Origin of the sequence: Pseudomonas anguilliseptica, assembly GCF_900105355.1 — a bacterium.
GTDB classification, from domain to species: domain Bacteria; phylum Pseudomonadota; class Gammaproteobacteria; order Pseudomonadales; family Pseudomonadaceae; genus Aquipseudomonas; species Aquipseudomonas anguilliseptica.
The window spans coordinates 928,885-944,500 of sequence record NZ_FNSC01000001.1 but is presented as its reverse complement, the minus strand read 5'-3'; the positions used below and the strand labels follow the sequence as shown (position 1 = coordinate 944,500).

The following is a 15,616-nucleotide window of genomic DNA, read 5'->3' as shown; positions in this document are numbered from 1 at the left end:
TAGCTAATGGGCGGCTGCTGTCGGTGGTTGCTGTGGCTGGTGATAAGCGTTGTCAGCGGGCCACTGTGCGCCGTTGAACCTGCGCAGATCCGTATTGCCAGCGAAACCTGGGAAGGGCATACCCATGCCGATGGCAGCGGGATGGCCTGGGAGATTTTTCGCGCTGTATTCGAGCCGGCTGGCGTGCAGTTGGATATCCAGAGCGTGCCTTACACCCGCTCCATCGGCCTGGTGCAGCGCGGCGCTGCCGATGCCTGGGCGGGCTCTTACCTGAATGAAGTCGAGCAGGGCGTGTTCTATCCGCGCTGGAACTACGACTTTGATCAGATTGCTGCACTGGGCTTGCGGGATAAACCCATCCCTAGCCTGGATTCCCTTGGCGAATACCGCTTAGCCTGGATGCGCGGCTATGAATACCAGCGTTATCTGCCAAATTTGCGCCAGTACCGCGAAGTGCTCCGCCATAGCGGTATCCTCGGCATGCTGGAAATCGGCCATGTGGATTTCTATCTCGATGCCCTGACCGAAGTTGAGGATGTGCTGAGCACGGCCAGTCAGCCCGAGCGCTACCGTGTCACCCAGCTGACCAAACTACCGGTCTACCTGGGTTTTGCCGATACCCCGCGTGGCCGAACTCTGGCCGAACTGTTTGACACACGCATGGATAGTTTGGTGGCGGACGGCAGCCTGCGGCCGATTTTTCAGCGTTGGCAGCAACCTTACCCATTTGACTAACCTGTGCGAGACGCTCCATGTACGCCTTGAAAATACTGTTATTGAGCCTGCCACTGCTACTTGGCAGTGGCGTGATGGCGGCCACCCAGGTACGGGTTGTCGGCCTGTTCCCTGGCGCGGCGGTGTTGAATGTCGATGGCCAGCGCAAGCTGGTCAAAGTCGGCCAGGTTGGCCCAGGCGGCGTAGTGGTGGTCAGCGCCGACAGCCGTGGCGCGGTGTTGCGTGTCGATGGTGTCGAACGCAGTTACAGCCTGAGCCGCGAGTACAGTGACGGTTTTGCCGAAGCGCAGAAAAAGCAGCTCAGTGTGGCGAAAGGCATTGGTGGGCATTACTGGATCGCAGGCTCGGTCAATGGTCAGTCCATCCAATTTCTGGTGGATACCGGTGCCACTTCAGTCGCCTTGAATGATGAGCATGCGCGCCGCCTCGGGATCGATTACCGAGTGATTGGTGCGCCCTTGCAGGTCAACACCGCCAGCGGTACTGCGCGTGGTTGGCGCGTAACGCTGGATCGGGTGAAGGTCGGTGAGCTGGAGGTGTTGGGTGTCGAGGCCGTGGTGCTGGAAGGAGGTTCGCCTACCGAGGCCTTGCTTGGCATGAGCTTCCTTAGCCGGGTTGGCTGGAAGGTTGAACAGGATGTGCTGGTGCTGGAGTCCAAATACTAGCGTGTTTATCATCTCGCGTTGGCTCGATTCTTATCATCAGTAATTCAGGCTAAGCGGCTGCCAAGGCCTGCTGTTACAATGCCGGCCTGATTATTCCTGCCCATTTTCTTTAGGAGCATCCGGTGTCCGTCGTGTTTGTCGCCGCCTCCCAGCTGCCTACGCCCTTTGGCGTATTCACCATGCATGGCGTCCTCGAAGAGGCCACTGGCAAGGAGCATGTAGCCCTGACCTTTGGTGATGTGGGCGATGGCGCGCCCGTACTGGGCCGTTTGCATTCCGAATGCCTGACCGGCGATGCGCTGTTCAGCTTGCGTTGCGACTGCGGTTTTCAGCTCGAAGCGGCGCTGCGTGCGATTGCTAGTGAAGGCCGCGGTGTTCTGCTCTATCTGCGTCAGGAAGGCCGTGGCATTGGTCTGCTGAACAAAATCCGCGCCTATGAGTTGCAGGACGGCGGTGCCGATACCGTTGAGGCCAATGAACGCCTGGGTTTCGGTGCCGATCAGCGTGACTACGCGATCTGCCTGCCGATGCTCGATCACCTGGGCATCACCCAGCTCAAGCTGATGACCAACAACCCGCGTAAGGTCAAGGCGCTGGGCGATATGGGTATCAATGTGGCGACCCGCGTGCCGCTGCAGATCGATCACAACCCGCACAACAAAAAATACCTCGCGACCAAGGCCGGCAAACTCGGGCATATGCTCGGCAGCCTGCATCAGGGCGAGGTTGAGGAAAGCCTGTGACGCGCGGCGAAGTGCGCCGTCGATTGGCGCTGGAGTGGTGGCGGCAACTGGCCGTGACCCTGTTGCCGCTGTTTGTGCTCAACCTGCTGTTTGGTGCCGAGCAGAAAACCGGCCTGCTGACCATGCCGCTGTTTATCGCCGGCCTCGCTTCGATGTTTGTCAGCCTGCCGCTGTTCAGCGCCTACAAACGCGCGCTGGTGGCCACGGAAAAAGCCCTCGATACAGCAGATGAACACGATGCCTGGCTTGAGCTGGCACGTGTGCGTCGCCTGGCCTTTCTCGGTGCGGCGATGCCGGCCTGGATTGCCGCCATCGCGGTATTCGCTGGCCTGGAAGCGATTCCGCTGATCCTTCTGGCGATTTCCAGCATCGTTCTGTTGTATCTCTACCGCATTCCCCGCCAACTCGCCTGATGCGCGCCACCACTCTCGGTTTGTTGCTGTTGCTGGCTTTGCCCGCCACGGCGGTCGAACGGGTGGTGACCTTGGCACCCTCCCTGACTGAAATCATGCTGGAGCTGGATGCGGGCGAGCTGCTGGTCGGCCTGCTCGATGGCGGCGAGCGGCCAGCAGCGGCGGCGCAGTTGCCTTCTGTGGGCCGTTACGGCCAGCTTGAATTAGAAAGCCTGCTCAAGCTGCAACCCGATCTGGTGCTGCTCTGGCCCGATAGCATCAGCAGCGCACAACGCCAGCAGCTGCAGCGTATGGGGATTCCCCTGCTGATCGTCGAGCCGCGCAAACTGGTTGATCTGGCGGAGAACTTCATCGAAATCGGTATGCGAGTTGGCCGCGCTGAGCGAGGCCGGCAGTTGCATCAGCAATTCAATAGCGGCCTGGCCGCGCTGCGTCAGCGTTATCAGCGCAAGCAGCCATTGCGCCTGTTCTATCAGGTCTGGAATACGCCGCTGTACACCATTGGCGGCCAGCAGATTATCAGCGATGCCCTGCGTATCTGCGGGGCCGAGAATATCTTTGCCGAACTCACCTTGCCCGCACCACAGGTTAGCGTGGAGGCAGTGCTGCAGCGTAATCCCGAGGTGATTCTGGCGGGCGTGCAGGGGCAGCTGGATGCCTGGCGCATCTGGCCGGGGGTAGCCGCAGTTAAGCGTAAACAGCTGTGGTTGGTGCCGGATGCTGGCCTGGAGCGGCCGAGCTTTCAGATGCTGGGGGCGGTGGGGACGTTGTGTGAGCGGTTGGCTGAGGCGCGCTGACCGGGGTTTTCCTGCTCGTAGAGGTTAGCTTGTGATGCGTTGGTTTTAAGTCGTATGCAGCCGAGCGGCTGCATACGCCCACCTCTTAAAGGTCGGGTGTCCAGGTCAGCGATAGCATCCCGCTGCGACCTTCCTCTCGAAAGCCATAACGCGTCACGCTGTTGAAGAACGCATCGTCCGGGCGGCTGTAGGTGGCCTGGCTGTAAGCCTTGCCTAGCAGGTTGTCGACTTTCACCTGCCATTGCAGTTCTTTACTCATTTTCCAGCTGCCGCGTAGGCCGAGCAGGCCATAACCAGCAATTTCGCGTGTGTTCGCAGCGTCGTCGTAGCGGCTGGATACCGCTTGCCAGGTCAGGCCTGCGCCAAAATCGCCGAACTGACGGTCAAGATCCAGGTTGAGGCTGCGCTTGGCGCGTCTCGGTAAGGTATGCCCACTTTCACGGTCACGCGGATCGACCCAGCCGGCGGACAATACGGCCTGCCAGCCCAGCAGGTTTCGCTCAAGGCTAAGCTCCAGGCCTTGAAGGCGTGCTTGACTGACGTTCTGTGGCTGGCTGAAGAACGTCACTGGGTCACTTACCACGGTAATCAGGTCTTTTACTTCGGTGCGGTTGGCGGCAAGGCTCCAGAGGGTATTCAGATGCTCGCCGCGTAATTGCACTTCATAGGTTTTCGAGTGCTCAGGTGCGAGGTCCGGGTTGCCGCCGTAAAACGCTGACGTTGGGAAGTACAGATCGTTGAAAGTCGGTGCGTGGAAGCCTTCACCATAACTGAGCAAAAGATCCAGTTGTTGGCTGAGGTTGAGGGTCAGCGCCGCGTTTAGCGTACTTTCGCTGCCGAATTGTTCGTTGTCGTCATGACGAAGGCCCAATTCGGTGGCGAATCCATCACCCTGGAAACGATGCTGGGCGAAAGCTGCCTGGTTCCAGCGTTCATTTTCGCTGAAAGCGGTGCTGCTGGTTAGGCGGTCTTCATACCAGTCCGCGCCTAGCAGCAGCTGATGCGCCTCGCCCAGGGTCAGGGTGTTCAGCCAACTGGCGGAGTCGCGGTAGGTGTTGAAGGCAAAATTGTTCGATGCATTGAAGTCATCACGGTTGTCGCTCTTGTCCTCGATATGGCCAATTTCCACGCGACTGCTCCATGTGTCCAGAAGCTGAGCTTCCAAGTGCCCCGCGACGCTGGATAGGCTGAAGCGTTCGCTGGGGTTACCCGGATCGAAGCTGAACAGGTCGTCGTATTCGGTTTCGCCGCGCTGATCGAGCAAATTGAAACCGCCCGTCAGGCGCTCATGAAAGCGATGCTCCAGGCTCAGGTTTAGGGCTTTGCGGCGTACGCCATCGTGGTCACCATCGCGCCCTCGGGAGTCATTGGAGCGGTCAAAGCCTGCGCTTTCGTCGAGGCTGGCACCCAGGTCGAAGCGAGTCTGTTCGTTGCCACCGGAAAGGCCAAGGCTGCGCTCGAAGGTCTGCTGAGTGCCTGCAGACAGGCGTAGGCGCGGCTGCAGGCCAGTTTCGCCACGGCGCGTGAAAATCTGGATGACCCCGCCGATGGCGTCGGCGCCATAAAGCGCCGAGCGCGGCCCACGCACCACCTCAACCCGCTCTATCTGCTCGGGGCTTATAAACTCCAGGCGGGCTAGACCGCTGGCTGCCGCGTTGAGGCGTACACCATCGACGAGTACCAGCGTCTGGTTGGCATTGGCACCGCGGATAAATACGCTGGTCAGGCTGCCGCGACCACCGTTCTGCACGATAGAAATGCCGGGTGCACGATTTAGCAGTTCGGGCACGCTACTTACTTGCAGGCGTTCGATGTCCTGGCGAGTGAAGACCGAGGTGGCAGCAGTAGCCTGTTGGCGGGTTTCGACTTGGCGACCGGAGGTGATCACCAGTGCTGGTAATTTCAGCGCGTCCTGATGGTTATCGGTTGATTCGGCATGAGCAGCCAGCGGCAGCAGCGCCACAGCCAGGGCAAGACGGGACAATTTCACGTAGAGAATCCTCAAAAGGTCGAACGACTTTTGAGAAGGGCAGGGGCAAGAACGGGCGCGCGGGCGCAGCCTGAGCTTGACGGTGATGCCCTCCGCAACACCAGTCACATCCTGCAAGGCCGGTCTCCGGGCTCTCGACGTGCGCCGCCTCGCCTTCCCGGATGACCCAGTGGCGTTGAGGTGACGTGCAGAACGGCTCTGCGGTCGATTACCGTTGCGGGGGCTGCGCCGGGATGGTTCGTCAGAACGCACCGGCTTCCCGTTTAACGCCGCTTCACTGTGGAAGGGCGCACCTTGACGGAAGTAAAACGCCGCGCACCTTAATGCGCGGGTGGATGAATTACAAGCAAGCCTGGCTCAGCTCTGGATGAGCGGTGCTCATGCAGAAAAGCTGGCGAGGCGCGCTCGGATGGCGGCTTCGATACCGGTGGCATCCAACCCGCATTCGGCAAGCATCTGCGCCGGTTTGGCGTGCTCGACGTAGTAGTCGGGCAGGCCCAGGTGCAGCACTGGCTTGAGGATGTTCGCGTGGGCGAGGAACTCGCTGACTGCGCTGCCAGCACCGCCCATCACGCTGTTTTCTTCGATGGTCACCAGCAGTTCGTGGCTGGCTGCCAGCTGGCGTACCAGGGCCTCATCCAGCGGTTTGACAAAGCGCATGTCGACCACGGTGGCGTCGAGTGCATCGCCCACCTTGAGCGCCTCACTCAGTTGTACGCCGAATACCAGCAAGGCTGCTTTGCTGCCTTGGCGACGAACGACGCCCTTGCCGATTTCCAGTGGCTCCAGACCTGGCTCGATGGTGGCATTCGGGCCGCTGCCGCGTGGGTAGCGCACGGCGGCCGGGCCGTTGAGCAGGTGGCCGGTGGTCAGCATGCGGCGCAGTTCGTTTTCATCGCTCGGGGTCATCACCAGCATGCCGGGGATGCAGCGCAGGTAGGAAATATCGAAGCTGCCGGCGTGGGTCGGACCGTCTTCGCCGACCAGGCCGGCGCGGTCGATGGCGAACAGCACGTCGAGGTGCTGCACGGCCACGTCGTGAATCAGCTGGTCATAGGCGCGCTGGAGGAAGGTGGAATAGATCGCCACCACCGGCTTGGCGCCATCGCAGGCCATGCCGGCGGCCAGGGTCACCGCGTGCTGTTCGGCGATGGCCACATCGAAATAGCGCTCGGGATAGCGTTCGCTGAACGCCACCAGATCGGAGCCTTCCTTCATCGCCGGGGTGATGCCGACCAGACGCGGGTCTGTCGCGGCCATATCGCACAGCCACTGGCCGAATACGCTGGAGTATTTCGGCCCGCTGGCTTGCTTGGGAGTGGCCGGCGCGTTGATCGGCTCCAGCTTGGTAATCGCGTGGTAGCCGATCGGGTCGGCTTCGGCCGGGGCGAAGCCCTTGCCCTTCTTGGTCACCACATGGAGAAACTGCGGGCCATCGAGGTCGCGCATATTGCGCAGGGTGGCGAGCAGGGTCGGCAGATCATGGCCGTCGATCGGGCCGATATAGTTCCAACCCAGCTCCTCGAACAGGGTGCCGGGCACCAGCATGCCCTTGGCGTGTTCTTCGGTCTTGCGCGCGATCTCCCAGGCGCCTGGCAGGCGCGAGAGGATCTTCTTGCTGCCCTCGCGCATGCTGGCGTAGGTGCGGCTGGAGAGGATCTTGGCCAGGTAGTTGGACAGACCGCCAACGTTCTTGGAGATCGACATATCGTTGTCGTTGAGGATCACCAGCATATTGGCGTTGACGTCGCTGGCGTGGTTCAGCGCCTCGAAGGCCATGCCGGCGGTCAGTGCGCCGTCGCCAATCACCGCGACGCTCTTGCGTTTGCTGCCTTGAATGCGCGCAGCGATGGCCATGCCGAGGGCGGCGCTGATGCTGGTGCTGGAGTGGCCAACGCCAAAGGTGTCGTACTCGCTTTCCGAGCGGCGCGGGAAGGCGGCGATACCGTCCTTCTGCCGTAGGCTGCCCATCTGTTCGCGGCGGCCAGTGAGGGTCTTGTGCGGATAGGCCTGATGGCCGACATCCCACACCAGGCGATCATCCGGGGTGTCGAAGACGTAATGCAGGGCCACGGTCAGCTCGATCACCCCGAGGCCCGCGCCGAAATGCCCGCCCGTCTGCCCGACCGTATACAACAGGTACTGACGCAGCTCGTCGGCCAGAGTTTCCAGCTCGGCTTCGCCCAGGCGGCGTAGCTCGTCCGGCGTATTGGCGCGGTCTAGAAGGGGCGTCAGCGGGCGCTCACGGGGAATCTCGTGGAAGGTCGTCGGCATCAGGCAGATCGTTATAGGTGTAAAAGATGCGGCAGTTTACCTGATGCTAGGAAAACAGCCCAATGCGCAGTAATCCGATGCAGTTGTGATGCGCTTTGCAGTTTTCTCGCGTTGCTGCCTTTGTCTTTCAGGCGTTTGTTGCCAACGCCTGGGGCTTGCATCAAGAATCGCGCACCACCCCGCTTCAGGGGCAAGGAATAATCTCGACAAGGAGCCGTCATGTTTCAGCGTTGCGCTGTGCTTTCTGCATTTTCCCTCTGCCTGCTCGCCGGTAGCATTCAGGCGGCTAACAAGGCCGATGTTCTTATCCAGTCGCTTTCCGCTGATCAGCGTCGACGTCAACGTACGAGATGCCAAGAGCGGCGCGCCGATCAGTGGCCTGCTCCCGGCAGATTTTGTGGTGATGGAAGACCTCAAACCGAGCGATGTCCTGAGTGTGGAGAGTGTGGCGCCCATCTCGGCCGATACTCGCGGTGTTGATTTCGTCTTCGTCTTCGTCTTCGATGACACCGGCAGTATGGCCGAGGAGATCGATGGGCTGATCCAGCGTACTCTGGAGTTCGCCAATATCGTGCAGGCGTCCGGTTTCGACTATCGTTTCGCGCTGGTCTCGTTTGGTGACGAGCTGAACAGCAAGGTGGACTTCACGACATCTGCGGACGACTTCAAGCGCTCGGTTACCGCACTGAGTGCAGATGGCGGTGGGGACGAGCCAGAGAACGCACTGGATGCGCTGCACTATGCCGCTACCGAATTCAGCCATGATCCTGAGCGGCGCAAGGTATTCATCCTGATTACCGATGCGCCTTTTCACAGTGCTGACAATGTGACGGCTCGCACCGCTAATGATGTTCTGGCCGATCTGGACAAACTGGATGCGGTACTCAATGTGGTCGGCCCCAATCTGGACGAATACCGCTGGTTGGCCGATAGCCGTGCTGGCAGCTTTTACGACAAGGATTCCGGGCAATTCAAGCGCGTCATCGAGCAGATCGCCGGCGGTTCCGCAAGCAACTATCGCTTGACCCTACGCTCCAGCCGCCCGGACTTCGACAACACCTGGCGTGCCTTGGACGTCGAGGTCAAGGGGGCGGCAGAAGGGCGTGGCGTGTCGCAGTATCAGGCGCCTAGCTGGGTCACGGCGTCTTCGCGTGCCGATGCCGGACGTGGCATCGATAGCCGCTTCGCACCGCACAATCTGGTCGATGGCAATTCTGCCAGCTCCTGGGCCGAAGGCATCACCGGCAGTGGTGTTGGCGAGTGGGCGGCACTCAACTTCAGCGTTCCGGTGAAGATCGACAGGTTCGCCCTGAGCCTTCCGCAAGGCAGTTCGGTGCAGAAGGTCGGCGTGTTGATCAATGACGATGCCAAGCGTTTCTATGTCCTCGAAGTGGGCAAGTCTCGGCAGGTCTTCACGTTGCCTGAGGCTATCGAGGTTTCGCGCTTCAAGGTGGTACTGGAGGCGGCAGATGCGGGTGAGAATGGCTTGGCTGAAATTGAACTGTTCAGTGGCGACAAGCTGATCGCGCCCATCGCCAGGGCGCATGACATCCTTCGGACGGCAAAGCTGGCGCTGGAGCAGAACCGTCAGGGCGAAAAGCTCTATCACGAGAAGAAATACGACGATGCGGTGTTCTACTACCGCGAGGCTTTGAAGAACGACCCCACCTATGCCCAGGCATATAGCAATCTGGGACTGGCCTTCCAGCGTCAGAACAAGCTGGCAGATGCGATATGGGCCAACCGTCAGGCCATCGCCTTTGCCCGTGGCAGCTCGCGTTCTACCGTTCTGGCCAGCTCCTACTACAACATCGCCCGTATCTTCGAAGCGCAGCATCAATACGAGCAGGCCTTGCAGAACTTCATCTGGGCCAAGAGCAACAAGGAGAACAAGGTTTACGATACGGCCATCACTCGCATGCGTGAACGCTTGGGGCGTTGATCATGGGGGCTTCGATCAAGACCCTCGGCCGAGGGCTCGGGTTGTTGTACCTGAGCCTTTCGCTCGGTGCCTGGGCGGCCGGGCCTGAGCGAGTGGCAAGCTACGACCGCAGTCTGTGGCCCGAAGCCATCGACAGCGCGGCGCGTTTTGATGCTGCATCGCGTCAGGAAATCCTTGTCTTCGTGCGGGTTATGCAGCGCACATCCGCTGGATGGCCGCGATGCACTGATCAGCTTTACCGGCGTGAAGAATCCCAACGTGGGTTCTGTACAGCGCTGGCTCGAGCAGAGTCGCCAGCGTTTGCTGGAAAATTATCGTGCGGCGGGTGCCACGGCCGATGACTGGGCCGCATTGCTTGCAGCGGCTGCCCAGCCCGTCTCGACGCCTGGCGATGTACGTTGGCAGGTTGCAGCGGAGCGCTTCCATGCCACCTACCTCTATGAGCAGGTGCGCCTGGCCGCATTGTTTCCAGCGATTACCAGCGAGATCGACCGGCTGGACGAGCGTGAGCTGACAGGCAATGAACTGGCGGATCGTCAGTTCATCCTGAGCTTCGACGACGGCCCATCGGCCAATCAGGAGACCGAGCACTTACAGCAATGGCTACAGACTGAGGGTATCGGTGCTTTCTTCTTTGTGCTTGGGGAAAATCTGCAGCGCCGCGCAGCAGAGCAACCGTTGCAGAACCTGACCCCGCTGTACGCGGGGCAATGCCTGGCGTCGCACGGCTATCGCCATGTGGCGCATCAGAAGCTCGCGCAGTGGCAGGACTCGCTGGAGCGAACCCGAGATTTGATCGTCCAGGTTCAGCCTGATGCCCCTGAGCTGGGGCTGTGGTTTCGCCCCCCCCCCCCCCCCCCCCCCCCCCTATGGCCAGCGTAACCCGGAGTTGGTGGCTTACCTCAAGAGCCATGACGGGCGTGTCGTATTGTGGAACATCGACTCTCAGGACTGGAACGCCAAGATGCAGCCCGCGGCGATGCAGGATCGCCTGATGACGCTGATGCTGTTGTGGCGCAAGGGCATCGTGTTGTTCCACGACATCCACCCCAAGGCTCGCCAGATTTTGCCTGAGTTGCATCAGTTCATGCGCAGTAGTGGGGTGATGTTGGAGGACTGTCATGCCTTGCTCGGGGCTGCAGGCCTTCGCTGAGTGGTATTCAGTTGGCGGAGTAATGCCGGCTTAGAAACCCCAGCAGTAGTTCGCTGACCTGTACGCCGCATTCGGTCTGCAACCAGTGGCCGGAACCGGGCAGGTCGTGGCGCTCCAGGTGCAGGCTGCGGCCAATGTCTTCGTCCAGCCCTGCCTAGGCCGCCCGGCTGCCAGAAATACAGGATGTAGTGGACGCGGCCGGCGTAGGCCTTGCGCATAATCTCGATGGCCGGACGTTTCGGTAGGCCGTCGAAGGGCACCGAGCGCCTTAACCCGCTGCGGCTTCAGTCGCGCCAGGTTCTAGGCCGTCATGACCGGCCGCCGCCACCTCGAGCTGCGGATGTCAGCGTACCAGCATTCGGGAAGACCTTGCAGCAGCCACACCGGCTTGCCGTGCTCGGGGCCTGCGCTGTGAGGCTGAGCTCGATGCCACGACGAGCAGGCGATGGCCGAGGTGCATGGGGCGCGGCTCCGAAATTGCGAAGCGCTCATCTTAGGGTGCTTGGCTGTCGGGTGAAGCAATCTTCATGGGCTGAGCGGGCAGGTATTGATGGCGCTGCTGGGCTAGCTGCGCCGTTCGACGATATAGCGCGCCAGATCACGCAGCGGCTCGGCGGCCTGGTCGAATGGGCGCAGGGCGTGCAGGGCCTGGTCGCGTAGCTCCAGGGCGTAGGTCTTGGCGGCGTCGAGGCCGAGCAGGGCAGGGTAGGTGGGTTTGTCGTTGGCCTGGTCCTTGCCCTGGGTCTTGCCCAGTGTGGTGGTGTCGCTTTCCACGTCGAGGATGTCGTCTTGTACCTGGAACGCCAGGCCGACAGCCCGCGCATAGGTGTGCAGGGCTTTTAGTGCGTGGTCATCGGCCTTGCCACTGGCCAATGCGCCGAGCTGCACACTGGCTTCGATCAATGCGCCGGTCTTGTGTCGATGCATGATTTCCAAGGCGTTCTGGTCGAGAGTCTGACCGACGGAGCCGAGGTCGATGGCCTGTCCGCCGACCATGCCGGCCGGGCCAGCAGCGCGCGCCAGGGTGCTGAGCATGGCCAGACGCAACTCGGCGTCATGCGGGTTGTGTGTGGCATCGCTGAGCACTTCAAACGCCAGGCTCTGCAGGCCGTCACCGGCGAGAATCGCACAGGCTTCATCGAAGGCTATGTGGGTAGTCGGCTGGCCGCGGCGCAGGTCGTCATCGTCCATTGCCGGCAGGTCATCATGCGCCAGGGAATAGGCGTGGATCAGCTCCACTGCGCAGGCCGCCGCGTTGGCCCGCTCAGGTTCGCCTCCGAGGGCTTCGCAGGCTGCGTAGGCGAGCAGCGGGCGCACCCGTTTGCCGCCATTGAACAGGCTGTAGCGCATGGCGGCGTAAAGACGTTCCAGTTCCGGACGTGGGCTGCTCAGGAGGTTTTCCAGGGCGGCATCGACGCGGCGTTGGCAGCTGCTCTGGTAGGCCGCAATCATGCCTGCTGGTCCGCGTCGAAGGGAGCTTCCTCCAGCTCGCCGTCGCGCTCCATGAGGATCTGCACTTTCTGTTCGGCCTGAGCCAGGGCAGTCTGGCAATCGCGGGTCAGGCGCACGCCCTGTTCGAAGGCGGTCAGCGAGTCTTCCAGCGACAGCTCGCCGTTTTCCAGACGCTCGACCAGGTTCTGCAGATCGGTCAGGGATCGCTCGAAGTCGAGCGTGGCTTTTTTGCGGGCGGCCATGGCGGATATCTCGGGGTAGATCGGGGAATCGGAACCGGCGCGACACTAGCAGAGCCATGCCGTGCGGGCAAATCAGCAGGCGCTTTCTGGGCTTGTGAGGCTTTAGCCGCGACATCCGTTCGCCGCTAAAGCGCCTCCCACAGGCTTGCTGGTCTGTTCAGGCGTCAGCCGATCACGCCATAACCGCGTGCCATCAGCACCGCCAGTAATGGGATGGCCAGTAGCAGCAACAGTTCCAGGCGAATCACCATGATCACCATCCGCGCCTTGGCGGGGCTGACCTGCGGCACTTCGCCAGCCTTGAGGCTGTTGCGCCAGTTGAGGAAGACGAAGGTCGGCACCACGGAGATCAGCCCGACCAGGATAAACAGGCCGACTTTGGCGTGAAACAGGCTGTTGCCCAGGTAGTAGTCCAGGCCCTTGCCGTACCAGAGCACCCGCGCCAGACCGGTGAACAGCACCAGGCCTGCGCTGATGCCGTAGGCGATGTCGGTGATGATCAGGCTGCGCGCGCGGCGCAGGTCCAGCGGCAGTTTGAATTGCACATGCTCGATGCTGAGCAGGGCGAACAGCAGGAAGATCGACAGGTAATGCAGGTAGGCAGCAAGCGCTTGGCCCATAGGGTTTCCCTTGTCTGGTGTGGAGGGTCAGTTGGCGAGTTCGACTCGGTTGCGGCCATTGCCCTTGGCCTGATGCAGCGCCTGGTCGGCGCGGTTCATGGTGGCGGGTGGTGGTTCCTGGGGGCTGCGCCGATGCTGATGGTCAGGTTGAGCTGCAGCTCGTCGATGCTCATCGGCTCCTTGTTCAGGGCGCTGCGAATGCGCTCGGCGATCAGCAGCAATTCATGCTGGTCGTGCACCTGCAGCAGCACCACGAACTCCTCGCCGCCGCTGCGCGTCACTACATCCTGCGGGCGTACGGCGGCGCTGATGCGCCGGGCGGTTTCCCACAGCACCTGATCGCCAGCGGCGTGGCCGTGGTTGTCGTTGACCTTCTTGAAGTAATCCAGGTCGCAGAACAGCACGCCGAGCTGCAAGCCCAGGTCGTCGGCCTGTGCCTGCTGCCTGGGCAGAAAGTGGTTGAGGCCGGCGCGGTTCCATAGCTGGGTCAGCGGGTCGAGCATGGTCTTGCGCTGTTCACGGCTCAGCGCCGCGCGCAGCTGCGCGGTCTGCTCGCTGACGTGGCGCAGCTTCAGGTAGCCCTCGACCAAGGGTCGCCATGTCGATAAACAGGCGCACCTGCTTGCCCGTCAGCTGCCGTGGGGCCGGGTCGATCAGGCACAGGGTGCCCAGCGGCTGGCCTTCCTGGGAAAACAGCGGTTGCCCGGCATAGAAACGGATCTGCGGATTGTTGATCACCACCGGGTTGTCGTGAAAACGCAGATCGTTATGGGTGTCTTCGACGATCAGTGGCTGGGTGCCGAGAATCGCGTGGGCGCAGAAGGAGATGGTCCGTGGAGTTTCGCTGATCTCCAGGCCGATGCGCGATTTGAACCACTGGCGGTCATGGTCGATCAGGCTGATCAGCACGGTTTTTACCGCGAAGACTTCGCGCACCACCCGCACCAGGGTATCCAGATAGGGGTCGGCAGGGGTATCGATCAACTCGTTGTCATCGAGGATCTGCTGGCGCAAGACTTCATCGCAGGGCATTTCAGGGCTGAGCATAAGGGGCTCCTGATTGGCTAGGGGCGAACCAGTGGTCGGCACGGGTCAGGCGGTAAGCATAGCCACCCAGGCACAGGCTGCGCAGTCCCATAAAGCTCAGGAAGGCCAGCCACAAGCCCTGATTGCCCAGTGGCTGCAGGGCCCAGGCCAGCGGCAGACTGAGCAGCAGGGCCAGCAGCATGGCATCGCGCATCTCGCGGGCGCGGGTGGCACCGATAAACAGACCGTCGAGCAGGTAGCTCCAGACTGCGATCAGCGGCAGCAGGGCGAGGTACGGTAGGTAGACGAATGCGGTTTCGCGCACCGCCGCGATATTGGTCTGCAGACTGATAAACCAGTGCCCGCCGAGTAGAAAGAACAGCGCAAAACCCAGGCTGGCGAACAGCGACCAGCCGCCGGCGACAATCAGCGTGCGGCGCAGCGCGCTGCGATCACGGGCGCCCAAGGCATGTCCGCATAGCGCCTCCAGTGCGTGGGCCAGGCCATCGAGGGCATGGGCGGCGAGGAGCAGGCCGTTGAGCAGCAGGGCGTTGGCTGCCACGGTGGCATCGCCCAGGCGGGTGCCTTGTACGGTGATCAGAAAGAACACCGCCTGCAGTGCCAGGGTGCGAATAAAGATGTCGCGGTTTACCGCCAGTAGCGGTCGCCAGTTCAGCCAGCGGCTTAGCGCTGCCCAGTCCAGCGTGCCGGCATAGGCACGCAAGGCGCGGCGGGCCAGGTACAGACCGAGCAGCGCACCGCTCCATTCGGCAATCACCGAGGCCCAGGCCGCGCCGGCCACGCCCCAGTGCAGGCCGAGGACAAACAGCAGATCGAGGGCAACATTCAGCAGATTGGTGGTCAGCAGAATGGCCAGCGGCCCGCGCGCGTTCTGCGTACCCAGCAGCCAGCCAACCAGGGCATAGGTGGCCAGCGCTGCGGGTAGCCCGAGCAGGCGGATATACAGATAGCTACGCGCCATCTCATCGAGTTGCGCCGAGGGCTGCATCAACGCTAATGCGGCGCTGCTCAAGGGGATGGCCAGGCTGATCAAAACGAACGCCAGCAGCACGCCGAGCAGCAAGCCCTGCAGCAGCACCTGACGTAGCGCGCCGCCATCAGCGCGGCCCGCCGCCTGGGCGCTGAAACCGGTGGTGCCCATGCGCAGAAATCCCACTGCCCAGGTCAGCAGGGTGTACAGGCTGCCGCCTACGGCCACGGCGGCCAATTGGTGGGCGTGCGGTAGATGGCCGATCACCGCACTGTCGACCAGCGCCACCAGCGGCACCGAAAGGTTGCAGAGGATCATTGGCGCAGCCAGTGCCCACACCCGTTTATGGGTAGGCGTGTGCTGCCAGGCATCGCGTATGGCGTTTAACAAGTGTGCTCTCAAACTTGATTGGCGATGGTTGCAACGAAATGCGCGGGCGCATGTCACAGGCGGGTTATTAAACACTGATCGACTGGCGTGCGCTGCCCAGCAATTTTGCAGCTGCACACTTAGTGGTCGGTTAGCGCCTCGACTATAGTGTCAGGCCTCAGCACCTACCCTTGTTGGAGCCCG

General features: G+C 61.6%; 14 protein-coding genes, 1 pseudogene and 1 riboswitch. Of the genes and pseudogenes, 8 read left to right on the top strand and 7 right to left on the bottom strand.

Going from position 1 to position 15,616, the window contains the following annotated elements:
• The first annotated feature begins 6 nt into the window (after positions 1–6).
• From BLW24_RS04485 to BLW24_RS04465, 5 genes are all read left to right on the top strand, one after another.
• Positions 7–735, top strand: coding sequence for a substrate-binding periplasmic protein (locus BLW24_RS04485; RefSeq protein WP_090377235.1), 729 nt, complete (start codon positions 7–9; stop codon positions 733–735).
• Positions 736–752: 17 nt separating this feature from the next.
• Positions 753–1,400, top strand: a complete 648-nt coding sequence (locus tag BLW24_RS04480; protein WP_090377232.1) for a retropepsin-like aspartic protease family protein — start codon at positions 753–755, stop codon at positions 1,398–1,400.
• Between the two features lie 122 nt (positions 1,401–1,522).
• Complete coding sequence (gene ribA / locus BLW24_RS04475) at positions 1,523–2,143, top strand: GTP cyclohydrolase II (RefSeq protein WP_090377229.1); 621 nt, start codon at positions 1,523–1,525, stop codon at positions 2,141–2,143.
• Entirely contained in the window at positions 2,140–2,556 is a 417-nt protein-coding gene (locus BLW24_RS04470) for an MFS transporter (RefSeq protein WP_090377226.1), read from the top strand. The genes ribA and BLW24_RS04470 overlap by 4 nt, the downstream gene beginning before the upstream one ends.
• Positions 2,556–3,353: a cobalamin-binding protein gene (locus tag BLW24_RS04465; RefSeq protein WP_090377223.1), complete on the top strand. Its 798-nt coding sequence runs from the start codon at positions 2,556–2,558 to the stop codon at positions 3,351–3,353. Before BLW24_RS04470 ends, BLW24_RS04465 begins: the two co-directional genes overlap by 1 nt.
• An 85-nt stretch (positions 3,354–3,438) precedes the next feature.
• On the opposite strand, the gene BLW24_RS04460 is transcribed toward BLW24_RS04465, so the two are convergent.
• Together BLW24_RS04460 and dxs are read right to left on the bottom strand one after the other, a co-directional pair.
• Complete coding sequence (locus BLW24_RS04460) at positions 3,439–5,343, bottom strand: TonB-dependent receptor domain-containing protein (RefSeq protein ID WP_090377220.1); 1,905 nt, start codon at positions 5,341–5,343, stop codon at positions 3,439–3,441.
• A 100-nt stretch (positions 5,344–5,443) separates the two neighbouring features.
• A riboswitch (cobalamin riboswitch) is annotated at positions 5,444–5,655 on the bottom strand.
• A 66-nt stretch (positions 5,656–5,721) separates the two neighbouring features.
• Entirely contained in the window at positions 5,722–7,617 is a 1,896-nt protein-coding gene (gene dxs, locus BLW24_RS04455; protein ID WP_090377217.1) for a 1-deoxy-D-xylulose-5-phosphate synthase, read from the bottom strand.
• Between the two features lie 298 nt (positions 7,618–7,915).
• Between dxs and BLW24_RS04450 the strand changes: the two genes are divergently transcribed.
• The 3 genes from BLW24_RS04450 to BLW24_RS04440 all read left to right on the top strand — a co-directional run bounded on the left by BLW24_RS04450 (position 7,916) and on the right by BLW24_RS04440 (position 10,712).
• On the top strand, positions 7,916–9,559 hold the full coding sequence (locus BLW24_RS04450; protein WP_167360323.1) for a VWA domain-containing protein: 1,644 nt from the start codon (positions 7,916–7,918) through the stop codon (positions 9,557–9,559).
• Positions 9,560–9,733: 174 nt separating this feature from the next.
• Positions 9,734–10,441 (top strand): polysaccharide deacetylase family protein, encoded by a 708-nt coding sequence (locus BLW24_RS04445; protein WP_167360322.1) that lies wholly within the window; start codon positions 9,734–9,736, stop codon positions 10,439–10,441.
• Positions 10,442–10,451: 10 nt separating this feature from the next.
• Positions 10,452–10,712: a polysaccharide deacetylase family protein gene (locus tag BLW24_RS04440; RefSeq protein ID WP_090377208.1), complete on the top strand. Its 261-nt coding sequence runs from the start codon at positions 10,452–10,454 to the stop codon at positions 10,710–10,712.
• A gap of 564 nt (positions 10,713–11,276) precedes the next feature.
• Here the strand turns inward: BLW24_RS04440 and ispA are convergent.
• From ispA to BLW24_RS04410, 5 genes and pseudogenes are all read right to left on the bottom strand, one after another.
• The gene (gene ispA, locus BLW24_RS04430; RefSeq protein ID WP_090377204.1) at positions 11,277–12,164 is read right to left on the bottom strand and encodes a (2E,6E)-farnesyl diphosphate synthase; all 888 of its coding nucleotides are present in this window, start codon (positions 12,162–12,164) and stop codon (positions 11,277–11,279) included.
• Positions 12,161–12,406, bottom strand: coding sequence for an exodeoxyribonuclease VII small subunit (locus tag BLW24_RS04425; RefSeq protein ID WP_090377201.1), 246 nt, complete (start codon positions 12,404–12,406; stop codon positions 12,161–12,163). Before BLW24_RS04425 ends, ispA begins: the two co-directional genes overlap by 4 nt.
• A gap of 164 nt (positions 12,407–12,570) precedes the next feature.
• Positions 12,571–13,026, bottom strand: a complete 456-nt coding sequence (locus BLW24_RS04420; RefSeq protein ID WP_090377198.1) for a DUF2214 family protein — start codon at positions 13,024–13,026, stop codon at positions 12,571–12,573.
• A 27-nt stretch (positions 13,027–13,053) separates the two neighbouring features.
• Positions 13,054–14,073: pseudogene (locus tag BLW24_RS04415) on the bottom strand (sensor domain-containing diguanylate cyclase).
• Positions 14,060–15,433, bottom strand: coding sequence for an MATE family efflux transporter (locus BLW24_RS04410; protein WP_208600137.1), 1,374 nt, complete (start codon positions 15,431–15,433; stop codon positions 14,060–14,062). Before BLW24_RS04410 ends, BLW24_RS04415 begins: the two are co-directional and overlap by 14 nt.
• Positions 15,434–15,616: the final 183 nt, after the last annotated feature.